Source organism: Pseudomonas sp. CK-NBRI-02 (genome assembly GCF_008124495.1).
Classification (GTDB): domain Bacteria; phylum Pseudomonadota; class Gammaproteobacteria; order Pseudomonadales; family Pseudomonadaceae; genus Aquipseudomonas; species Aquipseudomonas guariconensis.
In genome coordinates this window covers 83535-100801 of sequence record NZ_VSJH01000007.1, presented here as the reverse complement: position 1 = coordinate 100801, position 17267 = coordinate 83535, and the positions used below count along the sequence as shown (strand labels likewise).

The window sequence follows — 17267 nt, the reverse complement described above, 5'->3', positions numbered from 1 at the left end:
ATGTCTATGCTTTACCCAAAACAACAGCCCCGACCAACGGAGCGTATGCCTTGCACGACCTGATTGACCTATTGAAGAAGAGACCTGAGCCATGTCCAACGACGAACCTGCCTTCGCACAACCGGCGCGGCGCGAGTTCTTGCGAAAATCCCTGACGCTCATCCCGGTGGCGACCCTCGCCAGCACCGGCATGGGTAGCGTGGTGCTCGCTGAAACCGCCAAGCCTGCCGATCCCTCACCTGCCGCTGCTCCTGAACAGGGAAGGGCGCGTGCCTATCAGCCGACCTTTTTCACTGCCGAGGAGTGGGCCTTCATCAGCGCCGCCGTGGCCGTGCTGATTCCATCCGACGCACTCGGCCCGGGCGCCGCCGAAGCCGGCGTGCCGGAGTTCATCGACCGTCAGCTCAATACGCGCTATGGCAGCGGCGGCCTGTGGTACATGCAGGGGCCGTTCCGCCCGGATGCCCCGGCCGAACTGGGCTACCAGCTCAAGCTCAGCCCACAGGAGATCTACCGCCTGGGCATTCAGGAGACCGATGCCTGGTGCCAGGCGCAATGGGGCAAACCGTTCGCCGAGCTGGGCCCGGCCCAACAGCAGCAAGCCCTGGAAGCGTTGGACAGCGGCCAGGCAGCACTTGCCTCGGTACCGGCGGTGACCTTCTTCGCCATGCTCTGGCTCAATACCCGCGAAGGCTTTTTCAGTGACCCACTGCACGGTGGCAACCAAGGGCTGGCCGGCTGGAAGCTGATTGGCTTCCCTGGCGCGCGCGCCGATTTCATGGATTGGGTGGAGCGCGATGAGCGTTACCCCTTTCCGCCGGTATCGATCAGTGGCGAGCGAGGTTGAGATGGCCCAAGTGATGAAGAAAGTCGATGCAGTCATCGTCGGGTTCGGCTGGACCGGCGCGATCATGGCCAAGGAGCTGACCGAGGCAGGCTTGCAAGTGGTGGCGCTGGAGCGAGGCCCTGCCCGTGACACCTACCCGGACGGGGTCTATCCGCAGACCATGGACGAGCTGACCTACAACTCGCGCAAGAAGCTGTTCATGGACATCTCTCGCGAAACCGTGACCTTGCGCCACAGCGTGAACGACCTTGCCGTCCCGTACCGCCAGTTCGGCGCTTTCCTGCCTGGCACAGGCACCGGAGGGGCAGGGCTGCACTGGTCAGGCGTGCACTTTCGGGTCGACCCGATGGAACTGCGCATGCGCAGCCACTACGAGGAACGCTATGGCAAGGCTTTCATCCCTGAGGGCATGACCATCCAGGACTTTGGCGTCAGCTACGAAGAGCTCGAGCCGTACTTCGATTTCGCCGAAAAAGTCTTTGGCACCTCCGGCACCGCCTGGACGATCAAGGGCCAGGTGGTGGGCCGCGACAAAGGTGGCAACCCGTTCGCTGCGGACCGCTCCGATGACTTCCCGCTGCCGGCGCAAAAGAACACCGTTTCGGCGCAGCTGTTCGAGAAGGCTGCCCGGGAAGTGGGCTACCACCCCTACAACCTGCCTTCGGCCAATACCTCCGGGCCTTACACCAACCCTTACGGCGCGCAGATGGGGCCGTGCAATTTCTGCGGATTCTGCAGTGGCTACGCCTGCTACATGTATTCCAAGGCATCGCCCAATGTGAACATTCTTCCGGCCCTGCGCCAGGTGTCGAACTTCGAGCTGCGCAACAATGCCCATGTGCTGCGGGTGAACCTCAATGCCGAGAAGAACCTCGCCACCGGCGTGACCTACGTCGATGCCCAGGGCCGTGAAGTGGAGCAACCGGCGGACCTGGTGATCCTCGGTGCGTTCCAGTTCAACAATGTGCGCCTGATGCTGCTCTCGGGCATCGGCAAGCCGTACGATCCAATCAGCAATGAAGGCGTCGTGGGCCGCAACTTCGCCTTCCAGAACCTCTCCACCGTGACGGCGTTCTTCGACAAGAACAGCCACCACACCAACCCGTTCATCGGCGCCGGGGGCAATGGCGTGGCGGTGGACGATTTCAATGCCGACAACTTCGACCACGGCCCCGAAGGGTTCGTGGGCGGCTCGCCGTTCTGGGTCAACCAGGCCGGGACCAAACCCATCTCCGGTACCAAGGTGCCGCCGGGCACGCCCAAATGGGGCAGCGCCTGGAAAGCCGCAGTGGCCGATAGCTACAGCCACATGCTGTCGATGGATGCCCATGGTGCGCATCAGTCCTATCGCGACAACTACCTGGATCTGGACCCGGTGTACAAGGACGCCTACGGCCAGCCGCTGCTGCGCATGACCTTCGACTGGAAGGACAACGACGTGAAGATGAATCGCTTCATGGTCGAGCGCATGCGCAAGATCGCCGAGGCCATGGGGCCCAAGGCGATCACCGCGTCGATGAAGGCGTTCGGTCAGCATTTCGACGCCACGGTGTACCAGACCACTCATTTGAATGGCGGGGCGATCATGGGCACCGATCCGAAGACCAGCGCGATCAATCGGTACCTGCAAAGCTGGGATGTCCACAACGTGTTCGTGCCAGGCGCTTCGGCCTTCCCACAAGGGCTGGGCTACAACCCCACCGGTCTGGTAGCGGCGCTGACGTACTGGTCGGCGCGGGCCATTCGCGAGCAGTACCTGAAAAATCCCGGCCCGCTGGTGCAGGCATAGGAGGCCGACCATGAAACGTATTCTGATCGCCGCCCTGAGCCTGGGCGCCAGCACCCTGTTGCACGCAGCCCAGATGAGCGACCCGGCCTTGATCAAGCAGGGCGAATACCTCGCCCGGGCTGGGGATTGCGTGGCCTGCCACACCGCCAAGGGGGGCAAGCCCTTCGCCGGTGGGCTGCCCATGCAGACGCCCATCGGCACGATCTATTCGACCAACATCACCCCGGATCCGACCGGCATTGGCGACTACAGCCTCGAAGACTTCGAGCGTGCCGTGCGCCAGGGCATCGGGCTGAACGGCAGCACGTTGTATCCGGCCATGCCCTATCCGTCCTATGCGCGGGTCAGCGATGACGACATCAAGGCCTTGTATGCCTATTTCATGCACGGCGTGCAGCCGGTTGAGCAGGCAAACAAAGAGAGCGATATCCCCTGGCCGCTGAGCATGCGCTGGCCGCTGGCGTTCTGGCGTGGTTTGTTCGCACCTGAGGTCAAACCGTTCGACGCAGCAGGACGTGACCCGGTACTGGCCCGTGGCGCCTACCTGGTCGAAGGCCTTGGCCACTGCGGCGCCTGCCATACGCCCCGGGCTTTGACCATGCAGGAAAAAGCCCTGGATGCTGCCGGTGGGGATGCCTACCTCTCCGGCAGCGCGCCGCTGGAAGGCTGGATCGCCAAGAACCTGCGAGGGGATCACAAGGATGGCCTGGGCAGTTGGAGCGAGGCGCAAATCGTCGCCTTCCTCAAGACCGGGCGAAACGAGCGTACCGCGGTATTCGGTGGCATGAGCGATGTGGTCGAGCACAGCATGCAGTACATGACCGAGGCCGACCTGACTGCCATTGCCCGCTACCTGAAGTCCTTGCCGCCGGTGAATCCGGACGACAAGCCATTCCAGGAAGATCGCCAGGTCGCCGAGGCATTGTGGAAAGGGGACGATACCAAGCCCGGCGCGGCTCTCTACGTGGACAACTGCGCTGCCTGTCATCGCACCGATGGCAAGGGCTATGCGCGGGTGTTCCCGGCGTTGGCGGGCAACCCGGTGTTGCAGAGCGCTGATGCCACCTCGTTGATCCACATCGTGCTCGACGGCTATACCCTGCCGGCCACGACAACTGCGCCATCGACGTTCACCATGCCGGGTTTCGCCTGGCGCATGACGGACCAGGAGGTAGCCGATGTGGTCAACTTCATTCGCAGCAGTTGGGGTAACCAGGAAGCGTCGGTGACGGCCAGCCAGGTGGCTGATTTGCGCACCGCGCCTCGGCCTGCACTGAAGGCGCAGTCGCTGATCGGCGATACCACAGGAGTGAAGGAGCCGTGAGGTGACAGGGGGCCGCGTTGCGGCCCATCCCAGGCGTGGCCAGCTCCCACAAGCGCAGCGCTAGCCTTGTGGGAGGTGGCTGCGCGCTTACAGCTCCACGTCCTGGCGCCCGGCCATCTTCGCCTGGGTCTTGAGCTCTACGTCTTCTTGCATTCGCTGGGCGATCTGCTGGTCGATCTTTTCCTTCTGCTCAGGCGGCAAGGCGTTGTATTCCTCCTCGCTCAGGCCCAGCTCGGCGAGGTACTTCTCCTTGATCTTCTCTTCCGGTGATTTGGCCATGTAGTCGCGGAACGCCTCCAGGGCACCGCTGGTGTCCTGCTCGTTGACGCTGGCCTGCTGGCGCGCGGCGACGTCCGGGTTCTGCAGCATCACCATGAGTTTGGCGAAGGCTTCCTTGCGTGCATCCTCGGCGTTCTGCCCGGAGGTGCTGCTCTGGCCGTTCTGCTGTGGCGTGGCGGTGGCAGGGGCGACGGGCAGGCGCATCGGCAGCACTGCGGCCAACGGCTGCTCGGCGCCGGTGCGGTTGTACTGCTGAACGGCAGTCTGCCAGCCCAGGCCATTAAGGGTGATCATCAGGTTTGCTCCTTGCGAATCAATGACGCCACCGAAGGGGCAAAACCTGTGCCAGCGGCTTGAAAAGGCATGAAAGCGGCCGCATCGGCTATCTGGATCCAATCGAGTTTGGCGCTAAGCTTGCCATTCAGAGGCACAGGTTTGCCGCTCGGCGGCAATCACCATGACCATCAGCAGCCCAGAAAGGCGCAGTTGCTGGACACCAGGAGAGAGCGTCCATGAGTCAGCAGTCCAGGCCGATGCCTGCCGGCTTCAGCGAGCAGCAACTGCATACCTTGTTCGACCTTATCAGCGACGGCATCTGGGATTGGGATGCCAACTCCGGGTACGTGTACCGCAACCCTGGCTGGTACGCCATGCTCGGCTACGAGAGCCACTCGATGGCCAACACCGTGCTGACCTGGGAGAGCGTGATCCACCCCGAGGACTACCCACGGGTGATGGCCCACTTCGAGGCTTACATCAACCAGCGCAACGAGCGCTACCGCATCGAATACCGTTGCCGCTGCCAGGATGGCAGCTATCTGTGGATCGAAGACAGCGGCCACATCATCGCCCGCAACGAAGATGGCTCGGTGGCGCGCATGCTCGGCGCCCACCGCAACATCGACGCGGGCAAGCGCTTGGTGATCGAACTGCAGCAGAGGAACCAGTCGCTGGAAACCCAGGTAGCCGAGCGTACCCGCGAGCTGTCCTGGGTCAATCAGCAACTGCAGCGCCAGCTTGACGAGAATCTCGAGCTCGCCGAGCGCGACGCCTTGACCCGCACCGCCAATCGTTATCGGCTGGAAAAGACCCTACGCCAGGAGTGCGAGCGTGCCCGGCGCTTCCGCCAGCCGTTGTCGCTGATTGTCATGGATGTGGACGATTTCAAGCCGATCAACGACCGCTACGGCCATGCCCGAGGCGATGCAGCGCTGGTCGAGGCGGTGGAGCGCGTCCGGGCGTGTTTGCGCAAGCAGGACCTGCTGGCGCGCTGGGGAGGCGACGAATTTGTCGCCGTCTTGCCCCAGACCCCGGTGGAGCAGGCGGTGGAGCTGGCTACGCAGATCCGCCAGGCGCTGGACGACATGGAGCCGATCGGCGATTGTCGCCTGTCCATGAGTTTTGGCGTGGTGCGCTGGCAGGACGATGAGGACCAGCATGGTCTGTTGGCGCGGGCTGACCAAGCGCTGTACCGGGCCAAGGCTGCGGGCAAGAACACCATCTTCGAGTGAGGGCCACCCCCTGTTCTTGAGCGTCGTGCGCACCTTGTGGGAGCGGGATTACCCGCGAATGCGTCGGTGAGTGCGCTGCCGCAGCCGCGGGTAAACCCGCTTCTACAGACATCGGCGAAATCCGGGTAATGAGGACAAAAAAATGCCCGCCGCGCCTGGGGCGCAGCGGGCCAAATCGGCTGTCGCCGCTTCAGTGTCAGATATGCAGTGCGTGGCCCAGGGCCCGCAATGCCGCTTCCTGGACTGTCTCGCCCAGGGTCGGGTGGGCGTGGATGGTGCCGGCGATGTCTTCCAGGCGGGCACCCATTTCCAGGGATTGGGCAAAGGCGGTGGACAGTTCCGAGACCGCCACCCCTACGGCCTGCCAACCGAGGATCAGGTGGTTGTCACGGCGGGCGACCACCCGCACGAAGCCACTTTTCGATTCCAGGGTCATGGCCCGGCCGTTGGCGGCGAAGGGGAACTGCGCGACGATGCAATCCAGGCCTTGCTGGCTGGCTTGCTCGGGCGTCTTGCCGACCACCACCACTTCCGGGTCGGTGAAGCACACCGCCGCGATGGCGCTAGGCTCGAAGCGCCGTGACTTGCCCGCGATAATTTCCGCGACCATCTCGCCCTGGGCCATGGCCCGGTGGGCCAGCATCGGTTCGCCCGCCACATCGCCGATGGCCCAGACGTTGCGCATGCTGGTCTGGCAGCGCTCGTCGATGGCCACGGCCGCGCCGTTCATCTTCAGGTCCAGGCACTCGAGGTTGAAGCCCTGGGTGCGTGGTCGACGGCCCACAGCGACCAGCACCTGATCGGCCTCCAGGCGCAGTTGGCCGCCTTGGCCGTCGTTGGCGAGCAGGCAACCGTTCTCATAGCCTTCGACGCTGTGGCCCAGGTACAGGGCGATGCCCAGTTTCTTCACCGAGTCGGCCACCGGCTGGGTCAGTTCGCCGTCATAGGTCGGCAGGATGCGCTCGCGCGCTTCCACCACGCTGACTTGGACGCCCAGTTTGCGGTACGCAATGCCGAGCTCCAGGCCAATGTAGCCACCGCCGACCACCACCAGATGACGGGGCAGGGCTTTCGGGGCCAGGGCCTCGGTGGAGGAAATCACCGCGCCGCCCAGCGGCAGCATGGGCAATTCCACGCTGGTGGAGCCGGTTGCCAGCAGCAAGTGCTCGCATTGGATTTTCTGGCCGTCGACCTCGACGCTCTTGCCGTCTAGGATCTTCGCCCAGCCATGGATCACCTTGACCCCGTTCTTCTTGAGCAAGGCAGCAACGCCGGAGGTCAGGCGATCGACGATGCCGTCCTTCCAGGCGATGCTGCGGGTGATGTCCAGGCGCGGCGAAGATACGCTGATGCCCAGCGCCGATTGCTCATCGTGGTGACAGGCCTGGTGGAACTGCTCGGCCACATGGATCAGTGCTTTGGACGGAATGCAGCCGATGTTCAGGCAAGTGCCGCCAAGGGCCTGGCCTTCGACCAGTACCGTAGGGATGCCCAGTTGGCCGGCGCGAATGGCGGCGATGTAGCCGCCAGGGCCGCCACCGATGATCAGCAGGGTCGTGTTGAGGATCGGTTGCATGCTTACTCCACGAACAGGCAGGCAGGTTGTTCCAGCAGGCCGCGCACGGCCTGAATGAACAAGGCGGCATCCATGCCATCGACCACCCGGTGGTCGAAGGAGCTGGACAGGTTCATCATCTTGCGCACGACGATCTGGCCATCGACCACGACCGGCCGTTCGACCATGCGGTTGACGCCCACGATGGCCACTTCCGGTGTGTTGACCACCGGCGTGCTGGCGATGCCGCCCAGTGCGCCGAGGCTGGTCAGGGTGATGGTCGAGCCGGAGAGTTCCTCGCGGCTGGCCTTGTTGCTGCGCGCGGCATTGGCCAGGCGAGCGATCTCGCTGGCGTTGCTCCACAGGCTGCCGGCTTCGGCATGGCGCAACACCGGCACCATCAGGCCGTTGTCGCCTTGGGTGGCGATACCCACGTGCACCGCGCCGTGGCGGGTGATGACCTGGGCTTCGTCGTCATAGGTGGCGTTGATCTGCGGGAAGTCGCGCAGGGCCACGACCATGGCGCGCACGATGAACGGCAGCAAGGTCAATTTGCCGCGGTCTTGGCCGTGCTTGGCGTTCAGTTGCTGGCGCAGGGCCTCGAGGGCGGTGACGTCGATTTCTTCGACATAGCTGAAGTGCGCGACGCGACGCTTGGCATCCTGCATGCGCTGGGCGATCTTGCGGCGCAGGCCGATCACTGGAATCTGCTCGCTGTCGGTGCGCTTGCCATAGCCACTTGGCGCCTGGCCGGCCGTGCTGTGCGGCTTGCTGATGAAGGCGTCGAGGTCTTCGTGCAGGATGCGCCCGGCCGGGCCGCTGCCGTGCACGTAGCGCAGCTCGATACCGGCATCCAGCGCGCGCTTGCGCACCGCTGGGGAGGCCAGGGGTTTTTCGCCCGCCTGGCGTGGCACGATCGGTGCGGCGACACTGGCGCTGGACACGGGGCTGGCGGTCGGCTGCGGTTCGAGGCGCGGTGCGGCAGCAACCGGGGCGGGTGCGGCTGGCGCGACGGTTTCGACCGGCTTGGCATGGGGTTCGTCCACGTGGTTGCCGCTGCCTTCGACTTCGATACGGATCAGCTCGCTGCCGACCGCCATCACCTCACCGGGCTGGCCGCCCAGGGCCAATACCTTGCCGCTGACCGGCGAGGGGATCTCCACGGTGGCTTTGTCGGTCATGACATCGGCCACCACCTGGTCTTCGGCGATCACATCGCCGACCTTGACGAACCACTCCACCAACTCGACTTGTGCGATGCCTTCGCCGATGTCCGGCATCTTGATGACGTGCGTGCCCATTCAGACCTCCATGACCCGTTTCAATGCCGCACCTACCCGCGAAGGTCCTGGGAAGTAAGCCCATTCCTGTGCATGGGGATAGGGGGTGTCCCAACCGGTGACGCGCTCGATCGGCGCTTCGAGGTGATGGAAGCAGTGCTCCTGCACCAGCGACACCAGTTCGGCGCCGAAGCCGCAGGTACGCGTCGCCTCATGGACCACCACGCAGCGGCCGGTCTTCTTCACCGATTCGACGATGGTTTCCAGGTCCAATGGCCACAGGCTGCGCAGGTCGATGACTTCGGCATCGACGCCGGTCTCTTCGGCGGCCACTTGGGACACATACACCGTGGTGCCATAGGTCAGTACGGTGACATCGTTACCTGGGCGGACGATGGCGGCTTTGTCCAGCGGTACCTGGTAGTAACCATCGGGCACTGCACTTTGCGGATGCTTGGACCATGGCGTTACCGGGCGGTCGTGGTGGCCGTCGAACGGGCCGTTGTACAGGCGCTTGGGCTCGAGGAAGATCACTGGGTCGTCGCACTCGATCGAGGCGATCAGCAGGCCTTTGGCGTCATAGGGGTTCGAGGGCATCACGGTGCGCAGGCCGCACACCTGGGTGAACATCGCCTCGGGGCTCTGGCTGTGGGTCTGGCCGCCATAGATGCCACCGCCGCACGGCATACGCAGGGTCAGTGGAGAGATGAACTGGCCGGCCGAGCGATAGCGCAGGCGGGCCATTTCCGAGACGATCTGGTCGGAGGCGGGGTAGAAGTAGTCGGCGAACTGGATCTCCACCACCGGACGCAGACCATAGGCGCCCATGCCCACGGCAGTGCCGACGATGCCGCTTTCCGAGATCGGTGCGTCGAACACGCGGGACTTGCCGTATTTGTTCTGCAGGCCTTCGGTGCAACGGAACACGCCGCCGAAGTAACCGACGTCCTGGCCGTAGATCACCACGTTGTCGTCGCGCTCGAGCATGATGTCCATGGCCGAGCGCAGGGCCTGGATCATGGTCATGGTGGTGGTGGACATGGCGGATTCCAGATGGATGCTGTTGTTGTGATCGTTCATCTCAGACCCCCAGTTCCTGGCGCTGGCGGCGCAGGTGGTCGGGCATTTCCTTGTACACGTCCTCGAACATCGAGGCGGCGCTAGGAATGTGGCCATTGCCCAGGGTGCCGTACTGCTCGGCTTCTTTCTGCGCCTTGATGATCTCGGCCTCGAGCTCGGCGGTGACGGCCTGGTGTTCTTCTTCGGACCAGTGGCCGATAGCGATCAGGTGCTGCTTGAGGCGAGCGATCGGATCGCCCAGCGGGAAGTGGCTCCAGTCATCGGCCGGGCGGTACTTGGATGGATCGTCCGAGGTGGAGTGTGGGCCTGCGCGGTAGGTGACCCATTCGATCAAGGTCGGGCCCATGCCGCGGCGGGCACGTTCGGCGGCCCAGCGCGAGGCGGCGTAGACCGCGATGAAGTCGTTGCCGTCGACCCGCAGGGAGGCGATGCCGCAGCCCACGCCACGGCCTGCGAAGGTGGTGGACTCACCGCCGGCGATGGCCTGGAAGGTCGAGATCGCCCACTGGTTGTTGACCACGTTGAGGATTACCGGGGCGCGGTAGACGTGGGCGAAGGTCAGGGCGGTGTGGAAGTCGGACTCGGCCGTGGCGCCGTCGCCGATCCAGGCCGAGGCGATCTTGGTATCGCCCTTGATGGCCGAGGCCATGGCCCAGCCGACGGCCTGGACGAACTGAGTGGCCAGGTTGCCGCTGATAGTGAAGAAGCCTGCCTCGCGCACCGAGTACATGATCGGCAGTTGGCGCCCCTTGAGCGGATCGCGCTCGTTGGACAGCAACTGGCAGATCATCTCGACCAGGGACACGTCCCGGGCCATCAGGATGCTCTGCTGGCGGTAGGTCGGGAAGCACATGTCGGTGTATTGCAAGGCCAGCGCCTGGGCGCTGCCGATGGCTTCCTCGCCCAGGCTCTGCATGTAGAAGGACATCTTCTTCTGGCGCTGGGCAACGACCATGCGGTTGTCGAAGATCCGCGTCTTGAGCATGGCGCGCATGCCCTGGCGCAGGACCTGCGGGTCGATGTCCTCGGCCCATGGACCGACGGCATTGCCTTGTTCGTCCAGCACACGGATGAGGCTGTAGGACAGATCCGCAGTGTCTGCGGGTTCTACATCGATCGGGGGTTTACGGACTAGGCCGGCGTCGTTCAGACGCAGGTAGGAGAAATCGGTCTGGCAGCCTGGCCGGCCGGTAGGCTCGGGCACATGCAGACGCAGGGGGGCGTACTCGTTCATGCTTTTTACGCTCGCTCGAATGTTGTTTTTGTGAGCTTTGAAGCGGTCGCCGCTGAGTACCGGCTTGTGACTGGTAGGTCAGCGCTAACTACATCATAGGGGGACCGCTGAAGAATTTTTCTCTCAAGTTGATTGCCTTTGCCTGACGGCGCAGATAAACATTCCGCATAAACACAAAAAACCGGTGAATTTGTCTCATGCGCAAACTCGATCGCACCGATATCGGCATTCTCAACAGCCTTCAGGAAAATGCCCGCATCACCAACGCAGAGCTGGCCCGCTCGGTGAACCTGTCGCCTACGCCCTGTTTCAACCGGGTCAAGGCAATGGAAGAGCTGGGCGTCATCCGTCAGCAGGTGACCTTGCTCGCACCCGAGGTGCTGGGGCTGGACGTCAACGTGTTCATCCACGTCAGCCTGGAGAAACAGGTGGAGCAGGCGTTGCACCGCTTCGAGGAGGAAATCGCCGAGCGGCCTGAGGTGATGGAGTGCTATTTGATGACCGGCGATCCGGACTACCTGCTGCGCGTACTGTTGCCCAGCATCCAGGCGCTGGAGCGCTTTCTCGACTACCTGACTCGCTTGCCCGGAGTGGCTAACATCCGTTCGAGTTTTGCCCTCAAGCAGGTGCGCTACAAGACCGCGCTGCCGTTGCCGGCCAATGGCATGACCTTGCGCGAATAGCGTCGTATCGGGCTGATGGGAGCCCGAGGTTGCGCCAATCCGATGGCGAATACAGCGGCGCGACCGCGGGTGTTAATAAATTTCCACACTGCCGCCCATCCTCGCTTGATATTTTCAACAGCGGACGCCTATGTTGTGCCTAACGCCATTTCCGGCCTGGAAAACAACAAGAAGGACAGCGTCATGACGACCGAAGCCCCGCGTTCCCTCAGCGAACGTCTGACCGGCATCGACGAGATCGAATGCGTCACCCCCGACCTCAATGGTGTACCCCGCGGCAAGGTGATGACTGCCGAGGGCTTTCTGGAAGGGCGCCGCTTGCAGATGGCTCGGGGTGTATTGCTGCAATGCATCATGGGCGGTTACCCGCCAGCCCGTTTCTATGGCAGCGATGATGGCGACCTGGCCCTGGTGGCCGAACCTGCCCAGATCCATCGCCTGCCCTGGAGCGACGAGCCGCGGGCGCTGGCCGTCTGCGATGCAGTCGAGCTCGACGGTGTGGCGTCCGGACTTTCCACCCGGGGCCAGCTCAAGGCCGTGATCGCGCGCTATGCCGCGCTTGGCCTTGCGCCGGTGGTGGCCACGGAGCTGGAGTTCTTCGTCTTTGCACCGAATACCGATCCGCACCAGCCGTTCTTGCCGCCGGTGGGCAAGGATGGCCGTCGCGAGCTGGGGCACTCGGCGTTCAGCGTCAGTTCCAACAATGGCCTGCGGCCATTTTTCAGCGAGGTGTATCAGTGCATGGCCGCCCTAGGCTTGCCCCGTGACACCTTCATGCACGAGATGGGCGTCAGCCAGTTCGAGATCAATTTGCTTCACGGCGATCCGATGCTGCTGGCCGACCAGACTTTCCTGTTCAAGCACCTGCTCAAGGAAGTCGCACTCAAGCATGGCCTGACCGTGGTGTGCATGGCCAAGCCCTTGGCCAGAACACCGGGCAGCTCGATGCATATCCACCAGAGCCTGGTGCGCATCGACAGTGGCCGCAACGTCTTCAGCGATGAGGGCGGGCAGCCGACCGATACCTTCCATCACTTCATCGGCGGTCTGCAGGCCTGCATGGCTGACTTCACCGCGTTGTTCGCGCCCAACGTCAACTCCTACCAACGCCTGTGCCACCCGTACGCCTCGCCCAACAATGCCTGTTGGTCCCATGACAACCGAGCCGCCGGCTTGCGCATCCCGGCCAGTTCGCCTGTGGCTCGACGGGTCGAGAACCGGCTACCTGGGGCCGACGCCAACCCGTACCTGGCCATCGCTGCGAGCTTGGCCGCTGGTCTGCACGGCATCGAGCAGCGCCTGCAACCTACGGCCGCGATCCAGGGCGAGTTCGAAGTGCCGGAGCACCTGAACCTGCCTTGCACCCTGCATGGCGCACTGGAACGCCTCAAGCGCAGCGCATTGGCGCGTCAGATGTTCGGGAACGAATTCATCGATGGGTATGTCGCAACCAAGACCTTGGAGCTGACGGATTTCCTCGACGAAATCACCCCTTGGGAGCGGCGGGTGCTAGCCGCACAGGCCTGATCGCGACACAACCGACACTGGACACGCCCCCTGGCTGGCTATTTAGCCGATGGGGGCCTGCGCTGCGGCGAATTTGCTTTTATGCTTGCCTGCAAGCTAACGCCACCTGACCAGGGAGCCCGACGGGACGTATGCGAAACATCTGGAAGCCGTTTCAGTCGCTGTATTTCGCTGCCTTGATGATGCTGATCGGCTCGGGCCTGCTCAGTACCTACCTGGCCTTGCGCCTGGCCGCCGACCATGTGGACAGCCTTTGGGTCGGTGCCCTGATGGCCGCCAACTATTTTGGCCTGGCCGTGGGCGGCAAGGTCGGCCACCGGCTGATCGGCCGGGTCGGGCACATCCGCGCCTACGCCACGTGCGCGGGCATCGTCTGCGCGGCGGTGCTCGGCCATGGCATGACCAATTGGCTCCCGGTGTGGGTAGGGCTGCGGATGATCGTGGGCCTGGGGATGATGTGCCAGTACATGGTCATCGAAAGCTGGCTCAACGAGCAGGCCGATGTGAAGCACCGCGGGGCGGTGTTCAGTGGATACATGATCGCCTCCTACCTGGGTTTGGTACTCGGCCAATTGATCCTGGTGGTGCATCCGGAGCTCGGCCCTGAACTGCTGATGCTGGTCGCCATGTGCTTTGCCCTGTGCCTGGTGCCGGTGGCGATGACCCGGCGCATCCACCCGGCACCGTTGCGCCCGGCGCCGATGGAGCCGAAGTTCTTCCTCAAACGGGTACCGCAGTCGTTGTCGACGGTGCTGGGTTCGGGCCTGATCGTAGGTTCTTTCTATGGTCTGGCGCCGCTGTATGCGGCCAAGCAGGGGCTTACCACCGAGCAGATCGGTCTGTTCATGGGTAGCTGCATCTTCGCGGGCTTGGTGGTGCAGTGGCCGCTGGGTTGGCTGTCGGACCGCTATGATCGTGCGGTGCTGATCCGTAGCGTCTCGATCGGTCTGGCGCTGGCTGCATTGCCGCTGGCGGTGCTGCCCAGCGTGCCGCTGGAGTTGCTGTTCGCCGTCGGTTTCGTGATTTCGCTGTTGCAATTTTGCCTCTATCCGCTGGCGGTCGCGTTTTCCAACGACCATGTCGAAAGCGAGCGCCGTGTCTCGCTGACGGCCATGTTGCTGGTGACCTACGGCGTGGGGGCCTGTATCGGTCCGCTGGCGGCGGGTGTGCTGATGAAGGTCCTGGGGCCGCAAATGCTCTATGCCTTCTTCCTGTTCTTCGCCTTGGTGCTGGTATGGCGGATCCGGCCGAAGGCCGTCACCGGCCTGCATCAGGTGCAGGACGCGCCGCTGGGCCACGTGGCCATGCCAGCGGCGGGCTCACCCTTGTCGGCAGCGCTGGACCCTCGGGTCGATGAGCAGACCGTGCAGGACGTGATGCAAGCGCCGGTGGCGGCCGAAGACACCGAAGCCGAGGAGCAAAAGCCCCGGGAAGAGGCGGGTGCACCCCAGGCCGAGGTCGACAAGTCGGTGTGAGCCGGTCTTCAGGCAGGCTGCAAAGCAATGAAAAACGCCACCCGATGGGTGGCGTTTTTCATTGGACATTCGACACTCAATAGTCGTCTTTGTCGAAGCGTCGTGCCTCGCGCTGCAACTGGTAGACGAAACTCTCGACTTTGCGCTGCATCTGGCCATTGAGGTTGTGAAAGCGCACGCCAGCGAAGGTGGTGTTCAGGCGCTCTTCGAAGTGCAGGTGACGCAGTTCTACCATCGCCTGCGACATGCCCAGCGGATTGCTGGCGGCGAAGCGCTCATACACCTCACCCAGTTGCAGGCGCTCTTCGATGTTGCCTTCAAAGCGCAGCTTGCAGCCTGTGGCGGAGATGTCCAGCAACTTGCCACGCAGGGCGCCCTTGCCCTTGAGTCGTTCACCGTCGAGTACGACATCGACCAGTTGCGACAGCTTGAGCGCGGCGCGGAAGGCGTTGCGGCGCTGGTGGTAGGTCATCTCGGTCGGCAGGGGGGCACGGTAGCAGCGATGGCCATCGATCTCGGTGATGGTGGTCGCGGTGTTGCATTCCCAGGCGATGCGCACGCCATCATGGAAACCTTCGATGCGGAAGGGTTCGCCATTCTCGATGTACTTTTCACCGTCGCGAGGGATCATTTCGTCCAGCGCCAGGGTATTGGCGTCACGGTCCACATGCACGACGTAACTTTGGAACCGCTGGCTGCGCTCAGGGAAGGTGATGATCAGCGGATCGTGGCTATCCAGCAATTGACGCAGGTTGGCTGCGATTTCCAAGGGTGTGGTGAGCACCTTGGGCGGCTGGGGAGCATCGGATGCATTGAACACGGGTAATCAATCTCCAGGCAAAAACGACACACGCAAGTAACGGCATTTTGCCAGTATGTTCCGTGCCTTGATAGAAATAATCACACTTGGCTGATGGCGCGGGCCTTAGCCATGGGCGAGGTGGCGCCGCGGCTGTCATAGAGCGACGGAGAATCGCCACCCATGAGGATTCTGATCTGATTGGCCGTGGCGTGTTGCTGCAGCTGGATGATCCGGCCGTTGGTCTCGTTGACCTTTTGGCAGGCATCCATCAATTGGGTAAGTACGTCGAGTTGTTGCAGCATGACCTCGCCCAGGGAGGATTGCGCGGCCAGGGCCTGCACACCGGCCCGGTCGGCGGATAAGCCCAGGCCGACCAGCAGTTGGTTGCGCCGCATGCCTTGCTGCTCGAGCAGGACGATCAGGGACTGCTTGCGTGCCAGGATGTTCTCCAGCACCTGCATGTCCCGGCCATGCAGGGCGACGGCTTCTTTCTGAAGCAGTTCGAGCAGTTCCTGCGTTGGCGCGATGTCGTCTTCGATCAGTTGCAGCAAAGTGGTGTCGTGCATGGCTGGCTCTTGGCTTTTGCGTCCTTGAAGTCAGCGCCCCGGAGGGTTAGCGCTGGGCTTCGAAATCAAGCAGTTTGCTGGCGACCCGGCCGGCATCGACCTGATAGCTGCCGTCGGCGATCGCCTGTTTCAACTGGGCCACGCGGGCGCTGTTGACTTCTGGCTGGTCGCGCAGCTTGTCGCTGATCTTCTGCAACTGCTGGGCCTCTTGGCTGAGGTGTACCGCTTCTCCGCTGGCAGTCTGTGGCGCTTCGCTGGTTTCGCCGGCTTTCGGGGCGCTACCGGTCGCGGTATTGCTGCGAACCCCGCCCGTGACGGCCGGAGAATTATTCAAACGACTGAAGTCGATGACCATGATCAGAAACCTCTGGGAATTTGGACGCTTGCCCTGTTTTCGGCCAACCCGAAAAAAACTTTAGGCACGAATGTATCGCCACCTGTCGGCAAGCGCGCATGACCCGTTTTCTGACACAGTTTAGGAAAACCCGTTCCCCGTCGCTAGTTTTTATCCTGTCCCGCCTCGCGGGCGCCGCAAATGCCTTACATGGCCACTTCTACCTGTCCAGGCCCAATCACCCGTGCCTTGACCACGCGCTTGGAGTTCAGGTTGCGCACGCGAATCTGCTCAGACAGCCCGCCTTTGCTCAAGGCCTCGCCAGGCATGCGCACGCTAAGGCTGCCACTGCGGGCCGTGATCACCACATGATCGCCCTTGCGTACCACCTCGGCCTGCTCCAGATGCTGGGGCGTCAGGACCTGGTCGAGCACCGTCGGGCGCAGCAGCTTCATGCCCACGGCCTGTTCCAGGCTTGTGAGAAAGCCTTGATTGAGCGTGCCCACGTCGCGCTCACGCAGGCTGACATCGCCTTCGCCAATCACGCTCTCGCGCCTGAGCGGGCGGGTCATCACCACCACCTCGCGAAATAGCTTCACCTGGGCCGGGACGAACACGGTCCAGGGGGCGCTGCCGTTGCAGCGTACCCGCACCGTGACCCTGCCCAGCGGCTGTGCTGGACTTTCAAGCGAAGCGTCCAGTTGCTGACTGCACAGCGGCATGCGTAGGCGCGGGTCGAGCGGGTTGACCTGGATCTCGTAGCGACCAGTGGTCTGGGTGGTGGCCAGATAATCCTCCACGGTGAATTCAAGAAACCCCTGGGTGACGCCGATAAGTTGTTCAGGCAAGGTAACCGCATCGGCCAGCGCGCGTGTGCCGGGTGCCAGCAGGCATAGCGCCATTATCAAGCCGGTCATCAGGCGCGTCAGGCGTCGGTAAAATGTCGTTTTCGTGTACATGGCGCTCAAAAAAGCAAAGCCC

16 protein-coding genes are annotated in these 17267 nt (G+C 63.1%); 7 read left to right on the top strand and 9 right to left on the bottom strand.

All coding sequences use genetic code 11. The features are described 5' to 3' along the window. Positions 1 to 91 precede the first annotated feature (91 nt). The 3 genes from DQ397_RS07205 to DQ397_RS07195 are packed head-to-tail and all read left to right on the top strand — an operon-like array spanning position 92 to position 3960. Positions 92 to 847, top strand: a complete 756-nt coding sequence (locus tag DQ397_RS07205; RefSeq protein ID WP_043210965.1) for a gluconate 2-dehydrogenase subunit 3 family protein — start codon at positions 92 to 94, stop codon at positions 845 to 847. 1 nt (position 848) lies between these two features. Further along, the gene (locus DQ397_RS07200) at positions 849 to 2636 is read left to right on the top strand and encodes a GMC family oxidoreductase (protein WP_043210963.1); all 1788 of its coding nucleotides are present in this window, start codon (positions 849 to 851) and stop codon (positions 2634 to 2636) included. Positions 2637 to 2646: 10 nt separating this feature from the next. Beyond that, positions 2647 to 3960 carry a cytochrome c gene (locus tag DQ397_RS07195; RefSeq protein WP_043210960.1) on the top strand — a complete coding sequence of 438 codons (1314 nt, stop codon included), beginning with the start codon at positions 2647 to 2649 and terminating at the stop codon, positions 3958 to 3960. An 87-nt stretch (positions 3961 to 4047) separates the two neighbouring features. On the opposite strand, the gene DQ397_RS07190 is transcribed toward DQ397_RS07195, so the two are convergent. Beyond that, complete coding sequence (locus DQ397_RS07190; protein WP_232092049.1) at positions 4048 to 4533, bottom strand: hypothetical protein; 486 nt, start codon at positions 4531 to 4533, stop codon at positions 4048 to 4050. 218 nt (positions 4534 to 4751) lie between these two features. On the opposite strand from DQ397_RS07190, the gene DQ397_RS07185 reads away from it, so the two are divergent. Continuing rightward, a complete protein-coding gene (locus DQ397_RS07185; protein ID WP_043210958.1) occupies positions 4752 to 5750 on the top strand; it encodes a diguanylate cyclase in 999 nt (332 codons plus the stop codon). A gap of 196 nt (positions 5751 to 5946) precedes the next feature. Here the strand turns inward: DQ397_RS07185 and lpdA are convergent, their stop codons facing one another. From lpdA to DQ397_RS07165, 4 genes are read right to left on the bottom strand one after another with little or no spacing between them, the layout of a single operon-like run. Beyond that, the gene (lpdA, locus tag DQ397_RS07180) at positions 5947 to 7326 is read right to left on the bottom strand and encodes a dihydrolipoyl dehydrogenase (protein WP_043210956.1); all 1380 of its coding nucleotides are present in this window, start codon (positions 7324 to 7326) and stop codon (positions 5947 to 5949) included. Between the two features lie 2 nt (positions 7327 to 7328). Next, entirely contained in the window at positions 7329 to 8606 is a 1278-nt protein-coding gene (locus DQ397_RS07175) for a dihydrolipoamide acetyltransferase family protein (RefSeq protein ID WP_043210953.1), read from the bottom strand. After that, positions 8607 to 9665: an alpha-ketoacid dehydrogenase subunit beta gene (locus DQ397_RS07170; RefSeq protein WP_043210951.1), complete on the bottom strand. Its 1059-nt coding sequence runs from the start codon at positions 9663 to 9665 to the stop codon at positions 8607 to 8609. Position 9666: 1 nt separating this feature from the next. Then, positions 9667 to 10899, bottom strand: coding sequence for a 3-methyl-2-oxobutanoate dehydrogenase (2-methylpropanoyl-transferring) subunit alpha (locus DQ397_RS07165; protein ID WP_043210948.1), 1233 nt, complete (start codon positions 10897 to 10899; stop codon positions 9667 to 9669). A gap of 197 nt (positions 10900 to 11096) precedes the next feature. On the opposite strand from DQ397_RS07165, the gene bkdR reads away from it, so the two are divergent. The 3 genes from bkdR (at position 11097) to DQ397_RS07150 (ending at position 14584) form a co-directional block, all read left to right on the top strand. After that, on the top strand, positions 11097 to 11582 hold the full coding sequence (gene bkdR / locus DQ397_RS07160; RefSeq protein ID WP_043210945.1) for a Bkd operon transcriptional regulator BkdR: 486 nt from the start codon (positions 11097 to 11099) through the stop codon (positions 11580 to 11582). Between the two features lie 285 nt (positions 11583 to 11867). Further along, entirely contained in the window at positions 11868 to 13109 is a 1242-nt protein-coding gene (locus tag DQ397_RS07155; protein WP_178113781.1) for a glutamine synthetase family protein, read from the top strand. A gap of 131 nt (positions 13110 to 13240) precedes the next feature. Further along, positions 13241 to 14584, top strand: coding sequence for an MFS transporter (locus DQ397_RS07150; protein ID WP_043210941.1), 1344 nt, complete (start codon positions 13241 to 13243; stop codon positions 14582 to 14584). A 76-nt stretch (positions 14585 to 14660) separates the two neighbouring features. Here the strand turns inward: DQ397_RS07150 and DQ397_RS07145 are convergent, their stop codons facing one another. From DQ397_RS07145 to flgA, 4 genes are all read right to left on the bottom strand, one after another. After that, on the bottom strand, positions 14661 to 15404 hold the full coding sequence (locus DQ397_RS07145) for a flagellar brake protein (protein WP_043210939.1): 744 nt from the start codon (positions 15402 to 15404) through the stop codon (positions 14661 to 14663). 80 nt (positions 15405 to 15484) lie between these two features. Next, complete coding sequence (locus tag DQ397_RS07140; protein WP_043210937.1) at positions 15485 to 15952, bottom strand: flagella synthesis protein FlgN; 468 nt, start codon at positions 15950 to 15952, stop codon at positions 15485 to 15487. A gap of 46 nt (positions 15953 to 15998) precedes the next feature. Next, a complete protein-coding gene (gene flgM, locus DQ397_RS07135) occupies positions 15999 to 16307 on the bottom strand; it encodes a flagellar biosynthesis anti-sigma factor FlgM (RefSeq protein ID WP_043210935.1) in 309 nt (102 codons plus the stop codon). A gap of 185 nt (positions 16308 to 16492) precedes the next feature. After that, positions 16493 to 17245, bottom strand: a complete 753-nt coding sequence (flgA, locus tag DQ397_RS07130; protein ID WP_043210934.1) for a flagellar basal body P-ring formation chaperone FlgA — start codon at positions 17243 to 17245, stop codon at positions 16493 to 16495. Positions 17246 to 17267: the final 22 nt, after the last annotated feature.

What these genes read in the sequence shown, in the direction of transcription:
- DQ397_RS07140 (WP_043210937.1), bottom strand. Translation starts at nt 15,952, where the DNA reads ATGCACGACACCACTTTGCTGCAACTGATCGAAGACGACATCGCGCCA.
- DQ397_RS07200 (WP_043210963.1), top strand. Translation starts at nt 849, where the DNA reads ATGGCCCAAGTGATGAAGAAAGTCGATGCAGTCATCGTCGGGTTCGGC.
- flgM (WP_043210935.1), bottom strand. Translation starts at nt 16,307, where the DNA reads ATGGTCATCGACTTCAGTCGTTTGAATAATTCTCCGGCCGTCACGGGC.
- DQ397_RS07155 (WP_178113781.1), top strand. Translation starts at nt 11,868, where the DNA reads ATGACTGCCGAGGGCTTTCTGGAAGGGCGCCGCTTGCAGATGGCTCGG.
- flgA (WP_043210934.1), bottom strand. Translation starts at nt 17,245, where the DNA reads ATGTACACGAAAACGACATTTTACCGACGCCTGACGCGCCTGATGACC.
- lpdA (WP_043210956.1), bottom strand. Translation starts at nt 7,326, where the DNA reads ATGCAACCGATCCTCAACACGACCCTGCTGATCATCGGTGGCGGCCCT.
- DQ397_RS07195 (WP_043210960.1), top strand. Translation starts at nt 2,647, where the DNA reads ATGAAACGTATTCTGATCGCCGCCCTGAGCCTGGGCGCCAGCACCCTG.
- DQ397_RS07185 (WP_043210958.1), top strand. Translation starts at nt 4,752, where the DNA reads ATGAGTCAGCAGTCCAGGCCGATGCCTGCCGGCTTCAGCGAGCAGCAA.
- DQ397_RS07165 (WP_043210948.1), bottom strand. Translation starts at nt 10,899, where the DNA reads ATGAACGAGTACGCCCCCCTGCGTCTGCATGTGCCCGAGCCTACCGGC.
- DQ397_RS07175 (WP_043210953.1), bottom strand. Translation starts at nt 8,606, where the DNA reads ATGGGCACGCACGTCATCAAGATGCCGGACATCGGCGAAGGCATCGCA.
- DQ397_RS07205 (WP_043210965.1), top strand. Translation starts at nt 92, where the DNA reads ATGTCCAACGACGAACCTGCCTTCGCACAACCGGCGCGGCGCGAGTTC.
- DQ397_RS07150 (WP_043210941.1), top strand. Translation starts at nt 13,241, where the DNA reads ATGCGAAACATCTGGAAGCCGTTTCAGTCGCTGTATTTCGCTGCCTTG.
- bkdR (WP_043210945.1), top strand. Translation starts at nt 11,097, where the DNA reads ATGCGCAAACTCGATCGCACCGATATCGGCATTCTCAACAGCCTTCAG.
- DQ397_RS07190 (WP_232092049.1), bottom strand. Translation starts at nt 4,533, where the DNA reads ATGATCACCCTTAATGGCCTGGGCTGGCAGACTGCCGTTCAGCAGTAC.
- DQ397_RS07170 (WP_043210951.1), bottom strand. Translation starts at nt 9,665, where the DNA reads ATGAACGATCACAACAACAGCATCCATCTGGAATCCGCCATGTCCACC.